This is a genomic window from Stenotrophomonas sp. CASM106, assembly GCF_049384825.1.
GTDB classification, from domain to species: domain Bacteria; phylum Pseudomonadota; class Gammaproteobacteria; order Xanthomonadales; family Xanthomonadaceae; genus Stenotrophomonas; species Stenotrophomonas muris.
This window is the reverse complement of record NZ_JBMRFS010000003.1, coordinates 400,110-423,523: the sequence shown is the minus strand read 5'-3', so window position 1 is coordinate 423,523 and position 23,414 is coordinate 400,110. Positions and strand designations below refer to the sequence as shown.

17 protein-coding genes are annotated in these 23,414 nt (G+C 66.7%); 3 read left to right on the top strand and 14 right to left on the bottom strand.

The window, feature by feature from the left end; genetic code table 11:
• Positions 1–39: 39 nt before the first annotated feature.
• Together VG556_RS09305 and VG556_RS09300 are read right to left on the bottom strand one after the other, a co-directional pair.
• On the bottom strand, positions 40–2,502 hold the full coding sequence (locus tag VG556_RS09305; protein WP_100450305.1) for a S9 family peptidase: 2,463 nt from the start codon (positions 2,500–2,502) through the stop codon (positions 40–42).
• Between the two features lie 168 nt (positions 2,503–2,670).
• The gene (locus VG556_RS09300) at positions 2,671–3,000 is read right to left on the bottom strand and encodes a hypothetical protein (RefSeq protein WP_014647641.1); all 330 of its coding nucleotides are present in this window, start codon (positions 2,998–3,000) and stop codon (positions 2,671–2,673) included.
• 467 nt (positions 3,001–3,467) lie between these two features.
• On the opposite strand from VG556_RS09300, the gene VG556_RS09295 reads away from it, so the two are divergent.
• Both VG556_RS09295 and VG556_RS09290 read left to right on the top strand, forming a co-directional pair.
• Positions 3,468–4,244 carry a HipA family kinase gene (locus VG556_RS09295; RefSeq protein WP_046431494.1) on the top strand — a complete coding sequence of 259 codons (777 nt, stop codon included), beginning with the start codon at positions 3,468–3,470 and terminating at the stop codon, positions 4,242–4,244.
• Positions 4,222–4,614 carry a DUF3037 domain-containing protein gene (locus VG556_RS09290; RefSeq protein ID WP_014647643.1) on the top strand — a complete coding sequence of 131 codons (393 nt, stop codon included), beginning with the start codon at positions 4,222–4,224 and terminating at the stop codon, positions 4,612–4,614. Before VG556_RS09295 ends, VG556_RS09290 begins: the two co-directional genes overlap by 23 nt.
• 16 nt (positions 4,615–4,630) lie before the next feature.
• On the opposite strand, the gene VG556_RS09285 is transcribed toward VG556_RS09290, so the two are convergent.
• The 3 genes from VG556_RS09285 to VG556_RS09275 form a co-directional block, all read right to left on the bottom strand.
• Positions 4,631–6,007 (bottom strand): serine hydrolase domain-containing protein, encoded by a 1,377-nt coding sequence (locus VG556_RS09285; protein ID WP_238381482.1) that lies wholly within the window; start codon positions 6,005–6,007, stop codon positions 4,631–4,633.
• Entirely contained in the window at positions 5,928–6,599 is a 672-nt protein-coding gene (locus tag VG556_RS09280) for a DUF4952 domain-containing protein (RefSeq protein WP_238381470.1), read from the bottom strand. Before VG556_RS09280 ends, VG556_RS09285 begins: the two co-directional genes overlap by 80 nt.
• A gap of 83 nt (positions 6,600–6,682) precedes the next feature.
• Positions 6,683–7,588 carry a LysR family transcriptional regulator gene (locus tag VG556_RS09275; protein ID WP_049408602.1) on the bottom strand — a complete coding sequence of 302 codons (906 nt, stop codon included), beginning with the start codon at positions 7,586–7,588 and terminating at the stop codon, positions 6,683–6,685.
• A 118-nt stretch (positions 7,589–7,706) separates the two neighbouring features.
• On the opposite strand from VG556_RS09275, the gene VG556_RS09270 reads away from it, so the two are divergent.
• Positions 7,707–8,696, top strand: coding sequence for a zinc-dependent alcohol dehydrogenase family protein (locus VG556_RS09270; RefSeq protein ID WP_049408600.1), 990 nt, complete (start codon positions 7,707–7,709; stop codon positions 8,694–8,696).
• Positions 8,697–8,747: 51 nt separating this feature from the next.
• Here VG556_RS09270 and VG556_RS09265 read toward each other — a convergent pair whose 3' ends face one another.
• From VG556_RS09265 to ligA, 9 genes are all read right to left on the bottom strand, one after another.
• Positions 8,748–10,379, bottom strand: coding sequence for a peptidoglycan-binding protein (locus tag VG556_RS09265; RefSeq protein ID WP_100450307.1), 1,632 nt, complete (start codon positions 10,377–10,379; stop codon positions 8,748–8,750).
• Positions 10,380–10,426: 47 nt separating this feature from the next.
• Positions 10,427–11,515, bottom strand: coding sequence for a lysozyme inhibitor LprI family protein (locus VG556_RS09260; protein ID WP_100450308.1), 1,089 nt, complete (start codon positions 11,513–11,515; stop codon positions 10,427–10,429).
• A 123-nt stretch (positions 11,516–11,638) separates the two neighbouring features.
• Positions 11,639–14,167, bottom strand: a complete 2,529-nt coding sequence (locus VG556_RS09255; RefSeq protein ID WP_100450309.1) for a membrane-bound PQQ-dependent dehydrogenase, glucose/quinate/shikimate family — start codon at positions 14,165–14,167, stop codon at positions 11,639–11,641.
• Positions 14,168–14,298: 131 nt separating this feature from the next.
• Positions 14,299–17,025: a DNA gyrase subunit A gene (gyrA, locus tag VG556_RS09250; protein WP_100450310.1), complete on the bottom strand. Its 2,727-nt coding sequence runs from the start codon at positions 17,023–17,025 to the stop codon at positions 14,299–14,301.
• A 215-nt stretch (positions 17,026–17,240) separates the two neighbouring features.
• Positions 17,241–18,305, bottom strand: coding sequence for an S-methyl-5-thioribose-1-phosphate isomerase (mtnA, locus tag VG556_RS09245; protein ID WP_014647652.1), 1,065 nt, complete (start codon positions 18,303–18,305; stop codon positions 17,241–17,243).
• Between the two features lie 47 nt (positions 18,306–18,352).
• Positions 18,353–19,084, bottom strand: a complete 732-nt coding sequence (locus VG556_RS09240; RefSeq protein ID WP_014647653.1) for a DUF3011 domain-containing protein — start codon at positions 19,082–19,084, stop codon at positions 18,353–18,355.
• A gap of 138 nt (positions 19,085–19,222) precedes the next feature.
• Entirely contained in the window at positions 19,223–20,179 is a 957-nt protein-coding gene (gene epmA / locus VG556_RS09235; RefSeq protein WP_014647654.1) for an EF-P lysine aminoacylase EpmA, read from the bottom strand.
• Complete coding sequence (locus VG556_RS09230; RefSeq protein ID WP_010480482.1) at positions 20,176–20,661, bottom strand: GNAT family N-acetyltransferase; 486 nt, start codon at positions 20,659–20,661, stop codon at positions 20,176–20,178. The genes epmA and VG556_RS09230 overlap by 4 nt, the downstream gene beginning before the upstream one ends.
• A 48-nt stretch (positions 20,662–20,709) precedes the next feature.
• Positions 20,710–23,181, bottom strand: coding sequence for an NAD-dependent DNA ligase LigA (ligA, locus tag VG556_RS09225; RefSeq protein WP_172412079.1), 2,472 nt, complete (start codon positions 23,179–23,181; stop codon positions 20,710–20,712).
• Between the last annotated feature and the right edge of the window lie 233 nt (positions 23,182–23,414).

The window sequence follows — 23,414 nt, the reverse complement described above, 5'->3', positions numbered from 1 at the left end:
AATGCAGGAAGGCCGCTCTGAGGCGGCCTTCCTGTTCCTTCACTTGGCGTTCTTCACGTAGGTATCGAACCAGTTCAGCATTTCCGCCACCAACTGTTCGTTCGATTCCAGCGCGGTGTACCAGTGCGGCTCGTTCGGCAGCATCACCAGCCGGGTGATGCCGCCGTTGCCGCGGATCGCCTGGTACAGCTTGCGCGACTGGAACGGCTCGGTGCCCGGGTTGGCGTCGTCCTCGCCGTGGACCAGCAGCAGCGGCAGCTTGATCTTGTCGGCATAGAAGAACGGCGAGGCCTTCAGGTACACGTCCTGCGCCTGCCACACCGAGCGACGCTCGTTCTGGAAGCCGAACGGGGTAAAGGTCTTGTTGTACGAACCGCTGGTCGCCACACCGGCCTTGAACAGCTTGGTGTGCGCGATCAGGTTGGCGGTCATCAGGCCACCGTGGCTGTGGCCGGTCACGCCGATGCGGTTGCGGTCAACCACGCCCATGTCCACGGCCTTGTCCACCGCCGCCTTGGCGTCGGCTTCCAGCTGCTCCAGGTAGGTGTCGTAGGCGTTCTTCGGATCGCCCACGATCGGGAACGAGGCGTTGTCGATGATCGCGTAGCCGGCCAGCAGCATCAGGCGGTACGGCTGCAGGCGGGTGAAGGTCTGCTGCGAACCGGACACCTGCCCCGCCTGCGCGGCGTTGGCGAAGTCGGCCGGATAGGCGTACAGGATCGCCGGCACGCGCTGGCCTTCCTTGTAGCCCGGCGGCGTGTACAGGGTGAACGACAGGTCCACGCCGTCGGCGCGCTTGTAGGTCACCAGCTGCTTCTTGATCTGGCGCACTTCCGGTGTCGGGTCGACCAGCTTGGTCAGTGCGGTCGCGGTGGACGCGAACTGCGCCTCGCCGGCCTTCGCATCAGCCACCGCCTCACCCTGCTGGCGGACGAAGGCATTCGGCGGATCGATCACCGACTGATGCCATGTCAGGTAGCGGCCCGGCGTGTTGCTGAAACCGAGGAACTGTTCGTAGGCGTCTGCACTGCTGCGGAACAGGCGCTCGCTCTTCAACGTGGCCAGGTCGAGGCGGTCGAGGAACGGACGGTCGCCCTGCGGCGAGGCACCGCGGCCGCTGAGGAACACATGGTTGCCCTCACGGCGCACCACCTGCGCGCCATTCGGCAGGCGGGTGAAGACCAGATTGCCAGGGTTGCCGTACAGCTCATCGCTGGACATGTCCCACAGCAGGCGGCCTTCCTTCTTCGGCTGGTCCACATCGACGATGCGGGTCTGCATCCAGTGACGATTCTCGTCGTTCTCGTACTGGAAGGCCACGGCCGGATCGGCGGTCCACGCGAAGCCTTCGAAGCGCTGCGCGGTGCGGGTGATTTCGGTCGGCTTGCCGTTGAACGGCGCCTTCAGCATCAGCACGCGATCGCGATGCGGCACGTTGACCTTCCAGTCGCCCTTGTCCAGCGCTTCGGCGTAGACCAGGGTAGCCGGATCGGTGGCGCGCCAGTCGAAACCGCGCGGGCCTTCCGGCACGCCGTGCACCGGCACGCGGTCGGCCAGCGGCAGGCTGGCGATCGGCGTGCTGCGGCCACTGCTGATATCCAGCACGGCCACGTCGTTGGCGAAACGCTGGTAGGTCACCGCGTGCGAATACGGTGCCTTGATCGATTCAGTCAGCACGTGCACGCCATCGGGCGCGGCGCTGACTTCGTTGAACAGTGCCGGCTGCCCGACCGGGCGCACGCTGCCTGCGGCGGTATCTACCACGGCCAACTGCGAGGCACCGTAGTAAGCGAACAGCTTTTCGTCGTGCACGCTGGTCAGCGTGTCGCGGGCCTCATAGGTGCTGCTCTCGCCACTGCTGCCCAGCGACTCCTGCGCATCCGGGCCGGTCGGCACGCCACCGTTGGACGGCGCCGGGCCCTGGTTGGCCGGGACCAGCTTCACCAGCAGGTTCTGGCTGCCGCCCAGCCACTGCACGGTGTTGCCGAAGATGGGGTTCAACTGCACGTTCGGCACCTGCTTCACCTGGCCGGTGGACGCATCGCCCACCCACAGCTGCACGCTGGTATCGACCGCATTCTGGAAGGCGAAGTGGCTGCCATCGGCCGACCACAGCGCGCCGGTGGCGCAGCCCTGCGGCAGGTTGACCTTGGTCTCCTTGCCACTGCCGATGTCGACCAGGGTGAAGTCGGCCACGCAGGCCGGAATGCCGTAGCCACCCGGCGTGTCATGGCGGCTGCGGTTCTTCGGCTCCAGCCGCACGCCGGCCAGCTTCAGGTAGGGCTGGGCCACGCGGCTGATCGAGGGGTAGGTCTGCGCGGTGGTCAGCAGCAGGCGCTGGCCGCCCGGGGCCACGTTCGGCGCCGGCGGTGGCGGTGCCTTCAGCACCTTGAGCAGGTGTTCCGGCGGCTTGGCGTAGTCGGCCAAGGCCGGGCCAGCGGCCAACAGGCCGACGGTGGCAACGGCAACAGCCGCCGCCAGAGAGGTTCGACGGATCAGCATCCTTATCCCCTGGGTGTGAATGGGTACCCGGAATCGGGCATGGACCCGAATCTAGCACCGCAGGGGATGGGGTGAATGGGCCGGAAGGGCTAGAGGCCGGATGGGGCAAAGTGGGACACGCCCGGAGAGGCCGGCGATGGACCGGCATCTGCCAGGCGTGGTCTGTCGTCACTGCTGGGCGTGCAGGTCCCAGGCGGTCAGGTAATCGGGGTCGACCACGATCATGCCACTGTTCCGCATGCGGTATTCGCCTGGCTCGGCCCGCTGGTACTGGTCGAGCATGGGCGGCAGGTAGCGCTCATGACCATCGTCTTCGTCGGCCAGCACCACGCCTTCGTCGGCGCTGATGCGCAGCACGGTGCCCGCGTACTGCTCCAGACCCTGCACTTGGCCGTCGCCACCATAGCGGGTGACACCCACCAGCACGACCTTGCCGATCATTTCCTCGGCCTTGGCATCGTCCAGTGGGGGCAGCATGGCATTGAATTCGTCGTTCATCGGTGCACCTCCAAAGCCTGTGGGGATAGCGTGGGTTCGGCGGTCCCACGCTGCCAGCGTCGACGGCAACGCAGGAATCTCTCTCGGGGCGCAAGTAGCTGGATCGCAGGCCCGACCGGGCAACGCGGGGGTGCGATGGGTGAAAGGTGTCTGGAACTTGGCTGGAACTGCGGCGGATGGCCATCTGCGCCGATGGCGTGACCGTGTCAGGTCAAGATCAACACCACGCGTTGCGTTGCATACACGGTGAAGCGTGACAGCTGCACTGTAGTGGCATGAGCGCCTCCTGTTGAAGGTCACACGCGGGTGCGTTGCTCCGTTGGAACGAATGCTGCCACTCCACGCGGAAGGAACAAGTGAAGATTGCAGGCGACCTGCAACAAGCGGTTCGCGCGGTACCCGTTCATTAAGCTGGCGCCCCGCTCTGCTGCGGCACGCCTGCCCTGGCAGGACGCTAGAATGCGTCCATGCGCACCGTACATGCCCTCCGCTACATCACCCCGTTACGGGAAGGCGGCTCCCTGCCCGCCGTGGTCGAGACCGACGACGACGGCATGGCCGTGCTGAAATTCCGTGGAGCCGGCCAAGGCCCGAAGGCGTTGATCGCCGAGCTGATCGCCGGCGAGATGGCACGCACGCTGGGCCTGCCGATTCCGGAAATCCTGTTCGTCGAACTGGACCGCGAGTTCGCCCGCACCGAGCCCGACCCGGAAATCCAGGAGCTGATCCGCGCCAGCGAGGGCCTGAACCTGGGCCTGGACTATCTGCCCGGTGCAATCAATTACGACCCGGCCGCGATGCCGGTGGATGCCGAGCTGGCCTCGCGCATCGTCTGGTTCGATGCATTCACCAGCAACGTCGATCGCACCACCCGCAACCCCAACCTGATGGTATGGCATCGCAAGCTGTACCTGATCGACCACGGTGCGGCCATGTACTTCCACCACGACTGGGCCAGCGCCGGCGATGCCTGCGAGAAGCCGTTCGTGCTGATCCGCGACCACGTGCTGCTGTCGTTCGCCAGCCGCATTGCCGAGGTGGACGCAGAACTGGCTGCGTGCCTGACCGATGCCGAAATCGAGCGCATCGTTGGCCTGGTGCCGGACAGCTGGCTGGTGGACGAACCGGCGTTCGACAGCCCACAGGCCTATCGCCAGGGCTATATCGACTATCTCAAGCACCGCCTGAAAGTGCGTGCAGTGTTCGTGCAGGAGGCCATCCGTGCCCACGCTGCACACGTATGACTATGCGGTCATCCGCGTCGTGCCGCGGGTGGAACGCGAGGAATTCATCAACGTCGGGGTGATCGTCTCCTGCCCGGGCGCGCGCCATCTGGAGGCGGCCATCGAAATCGATCCTGAGCGCCTGCGTGCCTTCGCGCCGGCGCTGGACCAGGACGCGCTGCAGCCATGGCTGGATGCAATCGTGGCCATCTGCCGTGGCGACGCCAGCGCCGGACCCATCGCAAAGCTGCCCGCGCGCGCCCGCTTTCATTTCCTCACCGCCAAGCGCAGCTCGGTTGTGCAGATGTCGAGCACGCATGTCGGCCGCACTGCGGACCCGGCGGGTGTGGTGGAACACTTGATGACGAAGATGGTGCGGGTACCGGAATGAACGGCACCTGCCGCGTTCACAGTGGCAACCTTCGCGCGATGTAGTTGACCACATTACCGATCGCATCCGGATCGACATTGGCCAGGCCAACGATCACGTAGCCCTGCGCCGGCAGCACCACGATGGCACTGTTCGATCCGGGCGCACCGCCTTCGTGGCCGTACTGATGCTCCCTGCCCTCGCCCTGAACCACGAAACCAAAGCCATACCAGCCCTTGTGGTTCTGCGCCGTGGTGGCCTGCTGCAGCAATGCAGGTGAAACCAGCTTCCCGCCTTGCAGTGCCTCGGCGAATTTCACCATATCGGCCACTGTGCTGTAGCCACCACCGGCCGACATGCCGCGCCAGGGCAGCGACTTCGTTTCACGGACCCATTGCCCATCGTGCTTCGTGTAAGCGACGGCACGCTTTGGAACGCTCGCTGTTTCCGGCTCGAAGCCGGTGCCGGTCATGCCCACCGGGTGCAGGATGTGCTCCTCCACATATGCGTAGTACGACTGCCCCGATACCGCCTCGATGATGCGTCCCAATACGATGAAGCCATAGTTGGAGTAGCTGTCCTGGCTGCCGGGCGTGAACTGCGGCGCATCCCTGGCGAACCGCTGCACGTAGTCATCCAGCGTCTTCAGGGACGCGGAATACTGTTCGAAACCATCGCCAAAGAAGTCCCCCAGGCCACTGGTGTGTGACAGCAACTCGCGCACGGTCACGCTGCTGGCGACAGCCTTGTTCGGATAGTCCGGCAAGTGCTTGCCGATCGTGTCATCGAGACTGAGCCTGCCATCCTGCACCAGCTGCAGGATGGCCACGGCGGTGAACATCTTGTTGGAGGACGCAAGGCGGAACTGCGTCTCCACGCCCACTGCAATTCCAGTGCTGCGATCGGCATCACCACCGCGCCAGTCCAGCAGCACCTTCCCATTCTGTGCCACCTGCAACGCGCCCGACAGCGCGTCCTGTGCCCGCAGCGCCTCCAGCTTTGCTGTGACGTCGGCCATCAGGGCAGGCAATGCAACCCGTGCCGGCTTGTGCTTGTCCGGCGTTTCAGTGCCCTCGATCTGGAACTGCATCAGGTGCGACGGATTGGCCGGGTCCATGACGGCGGTCACCCACATCGCGCGTTCGTTCATCTGGCCCATCACCAGCAGCTTCGCTTGGCCGGGCGCACTCTCGGTTGATTCGAGTACGCGCAAGGGGCCTGTGCTTTCGCGGAATTCGAGATAGTCCTTGGGACCACTGCCTTGCTTCTTCGCGTATCTATCGGCGAATGCCTGCAACCCCTCGAGGCTGCCCGCATTGAAGGCCGCAAGCCAGTCACCGATGGCGTCCTGCGCACGCGGATGTGCACGCACGCTGGAGGGGGCGCCCACTGCCGGAACAGCCCAAGGCGTCATCAGCACCGAACAGGCCAGTACTTTGCAGAGCAGCAGGCGGCCAACAGCCTTCATGGCAGTTCCTTTGCGGGTATCCCTGGGCGCATCCTAGATCATGGAACCGCCCGCTGCATCCATGCCAGGGACCCTGCCGCAGCACCTCAACCGTGACGATGAACGCCTCGATGCGATGCCAATCGCCCCGCTCATGCGGCAGCGATTCCACGCCCATGCCGATCTGGTACCTCACCGCATCCGGGCCGTCGCGCCAGTAGTACGGCGCGCCATTGCTCCAGCCGCAACAGGCGTAGCGCAATGCAGGCATGCCAAAGGTATCGCGCAGATAGGCTTCCACCTTCACTGCCTGGGTACCTGGAACGCGGTAGTGGGCCTGCATGGGTTTGATGCAGGACGCGTCGTCCTGGCTGCAGCCGCTGTATTCCGGTCCCGCAGGCTTCCGGCCCATCGCCTGCAGGAAATCCTGGCATTCGATATCCGGTCGCGCCAGGCCATCCGCACGCCCCTGCGCTTCCCACGCGGCCAGCGCCTGCGCAGTCGTCTGCTGCGCAATCACGTTGGCGGCGAACAGCAATGCCGCCAGCCCCAGCAGCAAGCGCGCGCTACGCAGCGGCAACCGGCCAATCGTCTCAGGGCGATCCTTCGCAGGCAGTCACAGGAATGCCAACCGATGCCGTGCTATCGCCGTGCCATCGTCTGCTCGCTGAAGCGTGCCACGCAGAAGTCCAGGAAACTGCGCAGCTTGGGCGTCAGCTGGCGGTCGCGCGGGTACACCAGGTTGATCCACGTCGACACCGGCACGTAGTCCGGCAGCACTTCCACCAGTTCACCACGCGCCAGCGCGGCGGCAAGCATTTCATGGGGCTGCAGGATCAACCCCAGCCCACCGACTGCCGCGGTCAACAACGGCTCGGCCTGGTTGACCATGAAGCGGCTGGACACCGGCACGCTCAGCACGCTGCCGTCAGCATCGCGGAAACTCCAGCGCGTGCGGATGATCGAATGGGCGAAGCCCAGGCACTCGTGCCGACTCAGATCGGCCGGATGGACAATGGCCGGGCGCGATGCGAGGTACGCCGGCGATGCACACAGCACCAGCGGATACGGCCCCAGCCGTCGCGCCACCAGCCCACTGTCGGCCAGATCACCGGTGCGGAACACAAGATCAAAGCCGTCCTCGACGATGTCCACCAGGCTGTTGGACAGGTTCAGATCAACCTGCACGTCCGGGTACTGCTGCAGGTAGGCCACCACCGCCGGTCCCAGTGCATGCACGCCGAAGGTGACCGGTGCGCTGACGCGCAGGCGCCCCATCGGCCGCCCGCGCGCCACTTCGGCCAGCTGCTCGGCGCCTTCCACCTCCTCCAGGATCACCCGCGCACGGGCCAGATAGGCCTGGCCGAAGTCGGTCAGGCTCTGCTTGCGCGTGGTGCGGTTGAGCAGGCGCACGCCCAGGTGTTGTTCCAGCGACTGCACGTGTTTGCCGACCAGCTGCGGCGACAGGTCCAGCGCGTCGGCGGCAGCGGCGAAGGAGCCGACCTCGGCCACTTTGACGAAGGTCCGCAGGGGAGCGATCAGGTCCATTGCAAACAATTGGTTTTCAATGAAACGCCAGATTACCCCTTATTCTGGAGGCAGGCCACGCGCACAGTAGCCTCCACCTTTCCGCCGGCCCTGCGCCGGCCTTGCCCAGGAGTCCCCCATGAGCCAGGTTGTCCGCATCCACGAATATGGCAGCGCCGATGTGCTGCGCATCGACGACATCGATGTTCCCGCCCCCGCCGCCGACGAGGTCCAGATCCGGGTCAAGGCCATCGGCCTGAACCGTGCCGAGGTGATGTTCCGCAACGGCGCCTATCTGCAGGAGGCGCAGTTCCCCAGCCGGCTGGGCTATGAAGCGGCCGGCATGGTCGAGGCGGTCGGCAGTGCGGTGAGCGGATTCGCTGCTGGCGATGCGGTGAGCGTGGTGCCGCCGCTGGACATCGCCCGCTGGGGCACCTACGGCGAGCTGGCCAACGTGCCGGCGCGACTGCTGGTCAAGCACCCGCAGGCGCTGGGCTTCGAAACGGCGGCTGCGGTGTGGATGCAGTACGTCACCGCCTGGGGCGCACTGTTGGAGCAGGCGCAGCTGGCCGCCGGGGATTCCGTCATCATCACCGCTGCCAGCAGCAGCGTCGGCCTGGCCGCGATCCAGATCGCCAATGCAGTGGGTGCCACGCCGATTGCGGTCACCCGTGGCCCGGGCAAGCGCCAGGCCTTGCTCGATGCCGGTGCCGCCCATGTCATCGCCACCCAGGAACAGGACCTGGCAGCCGAAGTGGCGCGCATCACCGGCGGTGCCGGCGCCCGCGTGGTGTTCGACCCGATCGGTGGCCCGCAGTTCGTGCCGCTGACCGAGGCAATGGCCCGTGGCGGCATCCTGCTGGAATACGGCGCGCTGAGCAGCGAACCCACTCCGTTCCCGTTGTTCAACGTGCTGGGCAAGTCGCTGACGCTGAAGGGCTACCTGTACTCGGAAATCGTCTCCGACGATGCCGCGCTGGCACGTGCCAAGGCGTTCATCGTCGACGGCCTGGACAAGGGCACGCTGGCGCCGAAGATCGCGAAGGTGTTCCCCTTCGCGCAGATCCAGGACGCCCACCGCTACCTGGAATCGAACGAACAGATCGGCAAAGTGGTGGTGACGCTGTAAACACCCTGCCGGCAGCGACGGACCCACTGCGGGCACGTCGCTGCCGCAGGCTCAGGCCATTGAAGGCCCGCGGTTCTCATGCTGGCGGCTTTCGAGGGTGAGCTGGTGCTCGCGCTGCCGGTCGTCACCGGCCAGATCATTCACCGTTTCCTCCATCGAGCGCGCGGGCTGTGCCGTATCCACACTGGCGCGCTCACCGGGAATCAACCCGGCAACCCACAGGCGATCTCCGGCCATCATCACCCGGTCGACGCGCGCGGCATCATCGATGCCGTTGCGCTTGGACTCCAGCACTGCCTGCATGACGTGCTCGTCGCCGATGGTGCCAGGTACCCCCTGGCGGATGCGCTCGAACAGCGCGGCGTCCCTGGGCGACAGCGATTCCATGCCATTGGGCTGCGGTGCGGGCTCCGGCGCGGCCGGACCAGCGACCGGTGCATTCGCCGCTGCCTGCTGCCGCGCCTGCACCTGCTCCGGCTGGAACTCCGCCCGCGTATAGGGCGGACGCTGCGGCGGCCAGTTCTCCGCGCGGTCGAACTCGGTGGTCGGCGCATGCTCGCGAGCGACGGCGGCATCGTTCAACTGCCGGCGCGCATCCGCGTCGATGACGCCGCCGGGGCGCAGCGGCAGGCCATAGTCCTGCTGGAAGTTGCGCATGGCCGCCTGCATGCCGGCATCAAACGTGCGCGCATCGCGCTCGGCACGTGGGTTCGGTTCGGTCAGGTACCCCAACGCCTCCAGCTGCCGGCGCATTTCGAACACCGGCTCGCCCTTCTCACCGGGGCCCAGGTTGCCGTCGGCCAGCGGGCCGGTCAGGTCAGTCACCGTCCGGCGCCTGAAGTCCGGATCGACCGCCAGCGTGTCGCTGCGCATGCGTTCCAGCAGCGCATCGTCGATGCGGCCATTGGCCGGGCTGATACCCCGCTCGGTCTGGAAGCGGCGCACGGCCTGCTCGGTGGAGGCGCCGAAATCACCGTCGGGCTTGATCGCGGCATTGGCGTTGTTGCGGATGTCCAAGCGCTGCAGGTACTGCTGCGCTTCCAGCACGTGCTGGTTGGCGTCACCCCGGTGCAGGTCCATCGCCCCGGCGGGCGCCTGGGGGGTCGGCATCGGCATCTGGAAGCCTGGTTGCTGCACACGCTGGACCAGGCCGGCAACCTGGGATTCCCATTCAGTGGCCCGTGTGGCGATGGCGTCTGGATAGGGACTGCCGTTGTTCAGCTCACCGCCATTGACCGAGGCCCGCGCCTGCCGGTAGTCGGCATGGCTGGCGTTGACGTTGTCGGACAGCCGCGCACCGAACAGGCCGTCGCGCATCCCCACCACCAGCACCTTGGTGGCGATGTCTGCCCGGGCAGCCCGTTCCGGATGCTCGACCAGCTCGCGGCCCATCCCCAGCGCCTCGCCCAGCCGCTCGTAGTTGTTGACGTGGGTGAGGTGGGCAAAGCCCCGGCCGAAATACTCCTCGCCGCCGAAGTAGCGCAGGTCCACCGCCTGCTTCCTGCCCCAGTCTTCCTCGGGCGCGGCGAAATCACGCGATTCGTGCTGCGCCGTGGCCAGCACATAGGCAATCTGCCGATGGTCGGTAACGCCGTTGTCGATGCAGGTACGCACGATCATCTCGACCGACTGGTCCCGGGTCAGGCCGAAGCCCGACCCACCTTTTCCATAGCCTTCGCTCATCCTTCAGCTCTCCAGTTCCGGAACGCATCCATTCGTCGGGGGAAGACCTACTTCAGCAGGTCCGATTCGGTAGGGGCCTCGCCCCTGCAGGTGTCATAGCGGCGCTGCAGCAGCGTGCGCGTGCCGGTTCCGCGCAGCTGGATGACCTTGTCCTCGCGCTCGCACGGGCTGACCTTCGCGCGAAGCACGAACCGCCCATTGTCGATATGGTCGATGTCGCGCCCACCGATGGCCGCTTCCAACGCCTTGGCACGCACATAGCGGTTGCGCTTGGCATCGAACAGGTAGAACGCATGCACCGGAACGTTGTAGACACCGCTGTTGTCCTGCCACACCTGCAGGTCCGGCACGCCATCACCATTGAAATCCGAAACGGTCAGCAGCACGGCGGTCGCACCCTGGGCACCGGTGCCGGCGCGGGTCAGGCGCGGCTGCACGTCCGTGACCACCACGTTGCGCCCACCACGGGTCACGCCCATGCTTCGCACCTGGCAGGTCGTCACGCTGTCGGTGCCGCTGCAATCGGTCACCTGGAAGACCACCTGCAGTGCCGGTGTGAGCCTGCCCTCGCCGGGCCGCAGGACGATCCTGCCCTGCTTGTCGGGCGCGGCATCGGCGGCATGCACAGCGGCCTGCGCCGGCGCCGGGGCCGCCTTGGCTTCCGCCACCAGCGCCGCCGCACCGCCGCCCTGCAACTGGCGGGCACGCAGCAGGGTCATGTGCGTGCGGCACTGCTGTGAATCCAGCTGGGCAACGGCCGTGCTGCCTTCCGGGCACCGGTTGTCGCGCTGGCGCAGCCATTGCCGCTGCAGATCGCGCAGCACCTGCTGATCACGGGCGGTCAGTGTGGAGCGCGCCGCGCTGTAGGCGGCATTGAGTGCATCGTCGTGCACCTTGAGTTCAGCGTCGGCACAACGGCGACGGGCGTCCAGCGCGGTGCCTGCGGCCGCCATGCAAGGCGCATGGGCGGGGCTCAGAGAGCGCGCATCGCCTGCGATCAGTTCGGCACCGCTGGGCACCTTGCGTGCGGCGGGCTGGGGCGACGCCTGCGCGCTTGCCCACAGGCAAGGGCCAAGCAGAAGCAGTCCTGCCAGCAGCCGGGTGGCACGCCCCGGCAGGCGTTCGGAGTTCAGCATGCGTTTCCTTCCCTGCGGGCGTTGGCCGGCCCCGTCCTGTTCCGATGATGGATGCTGCCCGGTCGCCAGCGCAACTTCAGCGACAGCGGTCACAGCCCGCAGGTCGCATTCAGGCCGGCAGCGCTATTTCGGCAGCGCGTAGGCCATCACGTAATCGCCGTTCGGGGTTTCCATGAAATGGTGGCCGCCAGCCATGATCACCACGTACTGGCGCCCGCCCTGCGCGTACACCATCGGATTGGCCTGGCCACCCGCGGGCAGCTTGGCATGCCACAGCTCCTTGCCGGTCTTCAGGTCGATGGCGCGCAGCAGGTCATCAGTGGCGGCGGCGATGAAGATCAGGCCGCTGGCGGTGACTACCGAACCGCCATTGTTCGGCGTGCCGATCTCGATGGGCAGGCCCGAACGGATGCCGAATGGTCCGTTGCCGCGCGCACTGCCGAACGGACGGTCCCACAGCAGCTTGCCGGTGCGCAGGTCGATGGCCCGGATGCCGCCATAGGGTGGCTGCTTGCACAGCAGACCAGTGAACGGCAGGCGCCAACCGGCGTTTACCTGGATGGCGTAGGGCGTGCCCACCTGTGGGTCGCCCGCGCCTTCGGCGCCGCCCTTGTCGAACCGGACCTTCTCGCGTGGCAGCCAGCCCAGCCTGTCGGCCTCGGCGCGTGGCACCAGCCGGTTGTAGTTGGGCATGTCGTTGTAGTTGGCCACGATCACGCCGCGGCGCGTATCGATGGACACACTTCCCCAATCCGAACCGCCGTTGTAGCCGGGATATTCGATGGAATGGCGATCACTGCTCGGCGGGGTGTAGAAGCCTTCGTAGTACGCCTTGCGGAACTGGATGCGGCAGATCAGCTGGTCGACCGGGGTGATGCCCCACATGTCGCGCTCGGTCAGGTCATGCTGCCGGCGCAGCGTGTGATACAGCGAGAACAGCTGCGTGGGTGAGCGTTGTTCCGGTTCGACACCGCCGACCGGCACCCTGCGCTCTTCGGCGGCGGTCAGCAGCTGGCCGTTGCGGCGGTCAAGGATGTAGAGATCACCCTGCTTGGTCGGCAGCAGGAGCGCCGGCACCTTGCCAGCCGCCGTCGGGTAATCGATCAGGCTGGCCTGCGAACCCAGGTCGTAGTCCCACACATCCTTGCGCACCGCCTGGAAATGCCAGGCCGGCTTGCCGGTGGCCACATCGATCGCCACCAGCGACGTCGCATAGCGGTTCTGGTTTTCCGTGCGTGAGCCACTCCAGTAATCGCCAGCGGAATTGCCCAGCGGCAGATAGACCAGCCCCAGCGCCTCATCACCGGTCGCGGTGGTCCACATGTTCGGCGTGCCGCGCGTGTAGGTCTGCTCATGCGGCGGCAGGCCGCTGCGTTCGGGCTGGTCCATGTCCCACGCCCAGCGCAGCTTGCCGGTGATCGCATCGTAGGCCTGGATCACCCCCGATGGCGCGTCGCGGCGCTGACCATCCAGCACCTGGTGGCCGGTGACGATCACCCCGCGCACGATGGCCGGTGGCGAGGTGATCGACACATAGCCCGGTGGCACCTCGCCCATGCCCAGGGTGATGTCGACCTGGCCGTTGTTGCCGAAATTCGCGCAGGGGCGGCCACTGTCGGCATCCACCGCGATGATGCGCCCGTCCAGCGTGCCCTCGATGATGCGCGCCCAGCATGCCGGACGACTGCCCGGTGCAGCGCTGCGGTTGGCAGTGGGCGGCGGTTCCGGCAACGCCAGATCAGCAGCGGCATCGGCCAATGCGGCATCGGCGAGGATCGGCGTGGCCGGCTGCTCGTAATAACTCACGCCTCGGCAGGCGGCGGTGTATGGAATCGAAGCGTCCTTTACCTTCGGATCGAACCGCCACACTTCCTTGCCGCTGGCCGCATCCAGTGCGATCAGGCGGTTGCGGGCGGTGCACAGGTACAGACGGTCGCCGATCTTCAGTGGCGTGGTTTCCGCACCCCAGCGCTTGTTCGGCATATCGCCGGTGCGGAACTGCCAGGCCAGCTGCAGCGTGGCCACGTTGGCCGGGGTGATCTGCTGCAGCGGCGAATAGCGGGTGGCGGCATTGCTGCGCCCCCACGCCGGCCAGTCCCCTTCGGCAGGCTGGTCGGCCGGCTGCAGGCCGGTGGTGTCGCGGGTCGGTTCCAGCCCGACGCTGGCCGCGCCTTCCGGGAACGGCTGGTGCCCGTCCACTTCGCCGTGCGGCGCGAACGCCAATCCGAAGGCAGCGACGAACACCAGCATCAGCACGCCGGCCACGCTGCGCGACAGGCGCCTGGAAACCGGTTGGTGGAGGGTGGGCGCCAGCAGCGCCAGCACGATGCCAAGCGCGGTCACCAGGCCGAGCCGCGGTACCCAGCGCCAGTAGTCGCTGCCCGACTCCCACCAGGTCCACAACAGCGTACCGGCGAACACCAGCGCATACAGCAGCGCGCCGCTGCGGCGATTGCCGAACAACAGGAGGCCACTGGCCAGCAGGCCGGCCCCGGCGATGGCGTAGTACGCCGAGCCGCCCAGGCTGAGCAGCCATGCGCCGAGCCCGCCGATGACCAGGCCGAGCAGGACCAGCAGCAGCGACAGCACGGTAACGAGAGGATGCCGGGAGGCGCGGACGGGAGCAGGAGCGGACGGCGGCGTGGCGGACATCGTCGATCTCCGGGGGCAGCATGCGCCGTTATCCCACCGCCGACGTGAAGCGCGCGCGTATGTGCGGCATCCGGATACGACGACGCCGGCACAGGGCCGGCGTCGTCGCGTAACTCAACCTTGCGGCAGGATCACTCCTGTGCGGCGTCCTCGCTGCTGGAAGCCGCCGGGGCGCCATCGGTCGTGGTCGCGGCCGGGGCAGAGGCAGGCACTGCCACCTCATCCTCGTCCTCGTCGATCGAGGCATCCATGCGCTCCACCGCCTGCAGCTTCTCGTCCTTGGACAGGCGGATCAGGGTCACGCCCTGGGTGTTGCGGCCGACGCGGCTGATTTCCGAGCCACGCGTACGCACCAGGGTGCCACCATCGGAGATCAGCAGGACTTCGTCGCTGGAGCCCATCAGCACTGCGGCGACCAGCTTGCCGTTGCGCTCGGTGGTCTGGATGCCGATCACGCCCTGCGTACCACGGCCCTTGCGCGGGTAGTCCGGCAGCGGGGTGCGCTTGCCGTAGCCGTTCTCGGTGGCGGTAAGGATGTACTGAACGCTGGCGTCATCGGCGCCGTCGATCACCGCATCGCCCGTGGCGACGGCTTCCTCGGCACCGTTGTCGTCCTCGTTCTCGTCCTCAATGCCACCGGCACTCTCGGCCACGATCAGGCTGACCACTTCCTCGCCCGGCGGCATCTTGATGCCGCGCACGCCGGTGGCGGTACGGCCCATCGAGCGGACCTTGTCCTCACCGAAGCGCACGGTCTTGCCGTTGGAGGCGAACAGCAGGATGTCACGCTCGCCATCGGTCAGGCCGACACCGACCAGCGCATCGCCCTCGTCCAGGTTGATCGCGATCTTGCCGCGGGCGAGGCGGAAGGCGAACTCGCTCAGCGGGGTCTTCTTGACCGTACCGTTCTTGGTGGCGAAGAACACGAACTGGCCATCGGCGTACTCGCGCACCGGCAGCACGGCCTGCACGCGTTCGCCCGGCTCCAGCGGGATCCAGTTGATGATCGGACGGCCGCGGGCGTTGGAACCGGCTTCGGGCAGCTGGTAGACCGGCAGCCAGAACACCTTGCCCGAACTGGTGAAGGTCAGCAGCGTGTCGTGCGTGTTGACCAGCCACAGCTGTTCGATGAAATCCTCTTCCTTGGTCGCCGCCGCGCTGCGGCCACGGCCACCACGGCGCTGTGCGCGGTACACGCTCACCGGCTGCCGCTTCACGTAACCGGCATGCGACACGGTAACCACCACGTCTTCCGGCGCGATCAGGTCGAGGATGTCCAGGTCCTCTTCGCTGTGGCGGATTTCGGTACGACGTTCGTCGCCGAATTCGGCCTTGACGTTGACCAGCTCCTCGCGGATCACCTGCAGCAGGCGGTCGGGATCTTCCAGGATGTGGATCAGCCCGGCGATCACTTCCAGCAGCTGCTTGTACTCGTCGGTCAGGCGGTCCTGCTCCAGCCCGGTCAGGCGGTGCAGCCGCATCTCCAGGATCTGCGTGGCCTGGATCTCGGTCAGCTGGTAGCCGCCCTCGATCAGGCCCACGCCCTTGGGCAGGTCTTCCGGACGGGAGGCCTCGGCACCGGCCGCACCCAGCATCGCACCGACCAGGCCCGGCTCCCACACGCGGGCCAGCATGCGCTCGCGGGCTTCGTTCGGGTTCGGCGAGGTCTTGATCAGTTCGATCATCTCGTCGATGTTGGCCAACGCAACGGTCAGGCCTTCCAGCACGTGGGCACGGGCGCGCGCCTTGCGCAGCTCGAACACGGTGCGGCGGGTGACCACTTCGCGACGGTGGCGGACGAACGCCTCCAGCATCTGCTTGAGGTTCATCAACTGCGGGCGGCCATCGACCAGCGCCACCATGTTGATGCCGAACACCGATTCCATCTGCGTCTGCTGGTACAGGTTGTTCAGCACAACCTCGGCAGATTCACCGCGCTTGATCTCGATGTAGATGCGCATGCCGTCCTTGTCGGACTCATCGCGCAGCTCGCTGATGCCTTCGATCTTCTTTTCCTTGACCAGCTCGGCGATCTTCTCGATCAGACGCGCCTTGTTCACCTGGTAAGGAATTTCAGTGACGATGATCGATTCGCGGCCGTTGTCGGCCACTTCGATATCGGCCTTGGCACGGATGCGCACGCGGCCACGGCCGGTGCGGTAGCCGGCGACGATGCCGGCAGTGCCGTTGATGATGCCGGCAGTCGGGAAATCCGGGCCCGGGATGTATTCCATCAGGCCGTCGACATCGATGTCCGGGTTGTCGATCAGCGCGATGCAGGCGTTGATCGATTCGCTCAGGTTGTGCGGCGGAATATTGGTCGCCATGCCCACCGCGATGCCAGCCGAACCATTGACCAGCAGGTTCGGGAACCGGGTCGGCATGACCGTCGGCTCCAGTTCCTTCTCATCGTAGTTGGGCTGGAAATCGACGGTTTCCTTGTCGATGTCCGCCATCAGCTCATGCGCCAGGCGCGACATGCGCGCCTCGGTGTATCGCATTGCTGCAGCGGAGTCGCCGTCGATCGAACCGAAGTTACCCTGGCCGTCGACCAGCATGTAGCGCAGCGAGAACGGCTGTGCCAAGCGCACCAGCGTGTCGTACACCGACTGATCGCCATGCGGGTGGTACTTACCGATGACGTCACCGACGATACGCGCCGACTTGAAGTAGGGCTTGTTGCTGTGCGCGTTGAGTTCGTTCATCGCGTACAGCACGCGGCGATGCACCGGCTTGAGGCCGTCGCGCGCATCCGGCAGCGCGCGGCCCACGATCACGCTCATGGCGTAATCGAGGTAGCTCTTGCGCATCTCGTCTTCCAGGTTGACCTGGATGATTTCCTTGGCGGTTTCTGCCATTCGGGTTCCGTTGTCTGGTAGCGGTCCAGTCCGGCGCAGCCCTCTGCGGGAGGGGGTCGCGCCGGAACCTCGATTCAACCTGTGGATACTACCACAACAGGCCGTTTTCCGCCTCCCTTTACGGGGATTTTACCGGCACAAATCAGGAACTTAGGGGTTGCCGGCCAGCGGCCGGCACTACCGGGGCGGAGGTCACGCGGCCCCTCCCCCGCGCCTCAGCCGCCGAAGGCGGTGCGCATGTTCCCGGCGGTCGGGTTCAGGATGACCCCGCGCTCGGTCACGATGGCGTCGATCAGCTCGCCCGGGGTGACGTCGAACACCGGGTTCCAGGCAGCAATGCCCTCGGCGACGGTACGGGTACCCCCCACGCCGTACAGCTCACCCGGGTCGCGCTGCTCGATCTCGATCTGGCTGCCGTCCACGGTCTCCATGTCCACGGTCGAGGACGGAGCGACCACCATGAACTTGACCCCGTGGTGGCGGGCGGCGATGGCCAGCTGGTAGGTGCCGATCTTGTTGGCGGTATCGCCATTGGCGCAGATGCGGTCCGCGCCCACGATCACCCATTGCACGGCGCCGGTCTTCATCAGGTGCGAGGCAGCCGAATCGGCGATCAGGGTGGCATCGATGCCGTCCTGCTGCAGTTCCCACACGGTCAGGCGTGCCCCCTGCAGCCACGGCCGGGTCTCGCCGGCGAACACGCGGGCGATGCGGTGCTGGGCCATGCCGGCGCGGATCACGCCCAGTGCGGTACCGAACCCCGCAGTGGCCAGCGAGCCGGTATTGCAGTGGGTCAGCACGCCGCTGCCAGCCTCGATCAGGCCCGCGCCCAGTGCACCCATGTGGCGGTTGGCGGCCAGGTCTTCCTCGGCGATGGCCTGCGCTTCCGATTCCAGCAACGCCTTCCAGTCGGCGCCGGCGGCGTTCAGGCAACGGCGCATGCGCGCCAGCGCCCAGGCCAGGTTGACCGCAGTCGGGCGCGATGCATTGAGGCGCTGCAGGGCCGGTTCCAGCTGCTGCAGGGCGTGCGCACCATCGGCGGCCTGCACCTCGCGTGCAGCCAGCACGACACCCCAGGCAGCGGCAATGCCGATCGCCGGCGCGCCACGCACGGTCAATGCGTGGATCGCGCTGGCAACCTCGTCGCTGTCATGGCAGACCACGTGCTCGACCACGAACGGCAGCTTGCGCTGGTCCAGCAGTTGCAGGGCATCGCCGGTCCACAGGATCGGGCGGATGTGGTCGTAACGGGCGTAGTCGATGTCAGAGGCAGTGTTCATGGGCCCATTGTAGGGCCACGCCCCGCAGGGTTGGAGCCTGCCCGGGCTCAATTCACCGAGAATTCGGCGCGGCAGCCGCCGTCCACCCAGATCCCGTTGCGGCTCCAGCCCCAGGTACTGCCTTCCTCGCAGGGCGTGCTGGACAGCTGCTCGGAGACCACGGCGCCAACCGAGATGCTGGCACCGCAGAAGCGCCGCTTCTTCGACTTCGATTCGCAGGTCAGGCGGCGCGGCATGTCGACGAAGCGGCCATCGTCATCGGCCACCTCGAAGTCACCCTGGCAGCCACGGCTGGTCCAGACTTCATTGCGCTTGTAGCCCCAGCCCTGCCCTTCGCGGCACGGCAACACCGACAACTGGCGCAGCAGGCGCACCGGCGCGCCATCGAGTCGTACCGGGCAACTCTGCGGACGGCCATTGGACTCGCAGCGCACCACACGGCGCACCAGGCGCTTGCCCGAGCTGTCAGCCGGCGGCGCCGCGCCCGCTGCGCGCCTGGCGCGGAACTCGGCACGGCAGCCCAGGGTGACCCACACACCACTGCGGTCAGTACCCCACTCGCTGCCGCGGATGCAGCTGTTGCTGGACAGCTGGCGCACCAGGTCGACGCCGTTGGCAACCTCGATATCGCAGTGCACCCAACCCATGTCGCGTGATTCGCAGGTCACCACTTCATCGTCGTAGCCCACCTGCTGGGCCGACGCCGGCGACGGCAGCCAGGCACCCCAGAGCGCAATGGAGTACACCGGTGCAGCGACAACCGCGAACCACTTGACCAAAGCCTTCCCCAGCAGGAATGGATGAACTGGATGCCAGTGTCCGGCATTGGCCGTGATAAGAGCATCATCGTGCTTACCGACGCAAGCGCACCGAACCCGCGTTTCGTTCAGCCTGCGATGTTCAGCAACACGCGGGGATCACGCGTGGGCGAAGTCGTAGGCCAGCACATCGGCGATGCGTGGCGTGCGGTTCATCGCCATCAACAGGCGATCGACACCCACCGCCACGCCGGCACAGGCAGGCATCGACGGCAACGCCGACAACAGTGCCTCGTCCACGGCCGGCTGCACCTGTCCACGTTCGTGGCGGCGCTGCTGGTCCCGCTGGAACCGGGCGCGCTGCTCGTGGGCGTCGTTCAGTTCGTGATAGCCGTTGGCCAGCTCCACTGCACCCAGGTACAGCTCGAAACGCTCGGCCAGCGGCGGCGTGCCCGGACGGATGCGGGCCAGCGCGGCCTGGCTGGCCGGCCAGTCATGCACCACGGTCATCACCGCGTCATCGAACTGCGGCTGGATGTGGTGGGTCATCAACAGGTCCAGCCAGTCATCACGGGTCAACCCGACCGGGTCGATGTGCACGTCGCCAAGCGCAACACGCAGCGCGGCTTCATCGGCCTCGAACGGATCCAGGCCCACGTGCTGCTGGAACAGCTCGCGGTAACTCAACACACGCAGCGTTGCACGGCGTCCGACCAGGGCCAGCGCCTGGCCGACCAACTCGGCGGTTTCCTCCATCAACCGGTGGTGGTCCCAGCCGACCCGATACCACTCCAGCATGGTGAATTCCGGGTTGTGGCGGCCGCCGGCCTCGCCGTTGCGGAACACCCGGCCCAGTTCGTAGCAGTCGCCCACACCGGCCGCCAGCAGGCGCTTGAGCGGATATTCCGGCGAAGTGCGCAGCCAGCGACGACGGCCACCGGCATCGACATGGCCGGTGAAATCGGTATGGAAGCTGTCGATGTTCGGCTCGGTGTTGCCTGCCACCGACAGGATCGGCGTTTCCACCTCCAGCACATCGCGCTCGGCGAAGAAGCGGCGCACCAGCGCGTTGAGCGTGGCGCGCTGCTGCAGCGCGCGCAGCAGGGCCTCGCTCACAGGATACCCTCCGGGCGCGGATGGTCGAGCGGCAGGGTCAGCAGATCGCGGGTGTCGTCGATGTAGCCGCTGGCCAGGTACAGGCGGCGGGCCAGTTCGTTGTGGTGGTTCACCTCCAGGCGCAGGCGGCTGACACCACGCCCGCGAGCGCGCTGTTCACAGATGGCCAGCGCCTGCTTGCCGCGACCACGACCGCGCGCGCGATGACTCAGGTACAGCTCGTCCAGCAGCATGAAGTGGCCGCCCTGCTCCAGGCTGAAGCCCATCGCGATCACCGCGTAGCCGACCACCTCGCCCGCCTCGTCCAGCCACAGCAGCACTTCGCCATTGCGCGGATCGGCCAGCAGCGCGTCCACGCCGCGACGCACGCGCGCGTCATCGAAGTCGATCCTGTCTTCGGCGTAGAACTCGCGCATCAACGCGATCAACAGTTCTTCGTCGGCACGGGTGGCCAGGCGGAAATCCAGCGGGGCGGTCTGCATCGGTGTTCCTTTGTCTTTCATGCCGGGCGCCAGGCACCCGGCGGGTCATCATTCGTGTTCGGCGAGGTAGGCCAGCAGGCGGTCTTCGTCCCACACCGGCACGCCCAGCGATTGCGCCTTGTCCAGCTTGGAGCCGGCCTCGGTGCCGGCGACCACGAAGCTGGTCTTCTTCGACACGCTGCCGGAAACCTTGGCACCCAGCGCTTCCAGGCGTTCCTTGGCGGCATCGCGGGTGAGCTGGGCCAGGGTGCCGGTCAGCACCACGGTCTGCCCATCCAGCGGGCCGGCAACGATCTCGGCCAGCGCCGGCGCCTTGGCCAGGATCTGCTGCATCGCCTTCTCGGCTGCCAGCAGCATCGCGCCATGGCCATCGGCATCGAGCCAGTCGGCCAGACCGCGCGCAGTGTCGTCCGGCAGGCCGGCGTTGACGAACTGGCCATGCTCGGCATCCAGCACCGCCTGGGCACCCGGCAAGGCAGCCACCAGCTTCTCCGCACGCAGGCGGGTGATGCCGGGGATTTCCGATTCGACCAGCAGTTGCGCCAGATCCAGGCCTTCGCGCAGCTTGGCACTGGGCGCGTGCACATCACTGATGCGCACCTGCCCGACCTGCAGCAGGTCGTCGATGGCCTGCTGGTTGCCCTGCTGCTCGAAGAAATGGCCGAGAGAACGCGCCACTTCGCCACCGATGTCCGGCACGCGCTTGAACAACGGCCATGGCAGGTGGCGGATCAGTTCCAGGTCACCGAACCACTGCGCCAGCGCCTTGGCCGTGCTCTCGCCGACGTGCTCGATGCCAAGCGCGAACAGCAGGCGCTCCAGCGTGGCTGCGCGACTGGCGTCGATTGCCGCGATCAGGTTGTCGGCCCATTTGGTGGCGATCTTCTTCGTGTTCCATTCGAAGCTGGCCGGCTGTGCCAGCGCCTGCGCGCGCCACGCCGGATCGTTGCCATCCAGCTTGAGCACCGCATTGAGCACCGCGCCGCTGCCTTCTGCCGGCAGGTGCAGCTTCAGCGCGGCGGCCAGTGCGGAAGGGTCCTCGGCATCCAGCACCAGCTTCAGATGCAACAGCTGGTCGCGGTTGAGCCGGTACAGATCGGCCACGCTCCTGACGATGCCGGCGTCGACCAGGGTTTCGATGTACTTGTCGCCGAGGCCGTCGATATCCATCGCACGACGCGAAGCGAAATGGGCAATGGCCTCCTTGCGCTGCGCAGGGCAGGACAGTTCGCCCGAACAGCGCCACGCGGCTGCACCTTCCTCGCGCACGATTTCCGAGCCGCACACCGGGCAGCGCGTCGGCATCTGCCAGGGCGAGGTGCCCTGTGGACGGCGGTCGAGGATGACGCTGACCACTTCCGGAATCACGTCGCCAGCACGTCGCACGATCACGCTGTCACCGACACGCACATCGAGACGCGCGATCTGATCGGCATTGTGCAACGTGGCATTGGACACGATCACGCCGGCCACAGCCACCGGTGCCAGCCGCGCGACCGGCGTGGCGGCACCGGTGCGGCCGATCTGGATCTCGATCGCCTCCACCGTGGTGCTCTGTTCCTGCGCCGGGAACTTGTGCGCGATGGCCCAGCGCGGTGCACGCGAGACAAAACCCATGGCCTGCTGGCCGGCGCGGTCATCCAGCTTGTAGACCACACCATCGATGTCGAACGGCAGGCCATCGCGACGCTCGCCGATGTCACGGTAGTAGCCGAGCAGGCCGTCGGCGCCTTGCACCACCTTGCACAACCCGCTGACCGGGAAGCCCCAGGCGCCGAGCTGGGCCAGCGTGCCCGAATGGGTGTCCGGCAGCTCGCCGCCCTGCACTTCACCGGTGCCGTAGGCGAAGAAACTCAGCCGGCGCTGCGCACTGATCTTCGGATCGAGCTGGCGCAGTGAACCCGCTGCCGCGTTGCGCGGGTTGGCCAGCACCTTGCCGCCCTGCTGGCGCGCACGTTCGTTGTAGGCCTCGAAATCGGCGCGGGCCATGTACACCTCGCCACGCACCTCCAGCACATCCGGCCAGTCCTTGCCGTGCAGGCGCTTGGGAACATCGCCGATTTCACGCAGGTTGGCGGTCACGTCCTCGCCGGTACTGCCATCACCGCGGGTTGCGCCGAGTACGAAATGACCGTCCTCGTAGCGCAGGCTGATCGCCAGGCCATCCATCTTCGGTTCGGCCGAGAACTGCAGGCTGCGGCGGCCCAGGCGCTCATCGATGCGGCGCACGAAGTCGGCCACTTCCTCATCGCTGAAGGCATTGGACAGCGACAGCATCGGCACCGCATGGCGCACTTCGGGGAAGCGGCCGGACGGGCGTGCACCAACCTGTTGGGTCGGGCTGTCGGCACGGGCCAGTTCCGGGTGCTCGCGCTCCAACGCTTCCAGCTCGCGCACCATCCGGTCGTAGTCGACGTCGGGGATCTCCGGCGCGTCCAGCTCGTGGTAGGCGCGGTTGGCCTGGGCGATCTGCCGGCGGAGATCTTCGGCGCGTTCGGCGGGGCTGGGGCTCATCGGGATCTGGTGGTTCTGGGATGGCCGGGGATTCTACCGCGCCCGGCCGTCAAGCCCTGTAACGCCCCGCCCTTGCAGCGTCGAGCGTGCTCGACGGGCGCTCCCCGCTCCGGTGCCAACCTTCTCTCTCATTCCGGTAGGTGCCAACCTTGGTTGGCACATCTGCATGGCTCGACACCACAAAAAGCACCTTGCCGCCCGCTCACGCCGGCGCTAGCGTGCGACGGCCCCATCGGAAT

Coding starts and splice junctions, on each gene's coding strand:
- gyrA (WP_100450310.1), bottom strand. CDS start 17,025: ATGGCAGAAACCGCCAAGGAAATCATCCAGGTCAACCTGGAAGACGAG.
- VG556_RS09305 (WP_100450305.1), bottom strand. CDS start 2,502: ATGCTGATCCGTCGAACCTCTCTGGCGGCGGCTGTTGCCGTTGCCACC.
- VG556_RS09230 (WP_010480482.1), bottom strand. CDS start 20,661: ATGCAGACCGCCCCGCTGGATTTCCGCCTGGCCACCCGTGCCGACGAA.
- VG556_RS09275 (WP_049408602.1), bottom strand. CDS start 7,588: ATGGACCTGATCGCTCCCCTGCGGACCTTCGTCAAAGTGGCCGAGGTC.
- VG556_RS09295 (WP_046431494.1), top strand. CDS start 3,468: ATGCGCACCGTACATGCCCTCCGCTACATCACCCCGTTACGGGAAGGC.
- VG556_RS09265 (WP_100450307.1), bottom strand. CDS start 10,379: ATGAGCGAAGGCTATGGAAAAGGTGGGTCGGGCTTCGGCCTGACCCGG.
- VG556_RS09260 (WP_100450308.1), bottom strand. CDS start 11,515: ATGCTGAACTCCGAACGCCTGCCGGGGCGTGCCACCCGGCTGCTGGCA.
- VG556_RS09270 (WP_049408600.1), top strand. CDS start 7,707: ATGAGCCAGGTTGTCCGCATCCACGAATATGGCAGCGCCGATGTGCTG.
- VG556_RS09255 (WP_100450309.1), bottom strand. CDS start 14,167: ATGTCCGCCACGCCGCCGTCCGCTCCTGCTCCCGTCCGCGCCTCCCGG.
- VG556_RS09300 (WP_014647641.1), bottom strand. CDS start 3,000: ATGAACGACGAATTCAATGCCATGCTGCCCCCACTGGACGATGCCAAG.
- mtnA (WP_014647652.1), bottom strand. CDS start 18,305: ATGAACACTGCCTCTGACATCGACTACGCCCGTTACGACCACATCCGC.
- VG556_RS09285 (WP_238381482.1), bottom strand. CDS start 6,007: ATGACGCCTTGGGCTGTTCCGGCAGTGGGCGCCCCCTCCAGCGTGCGT.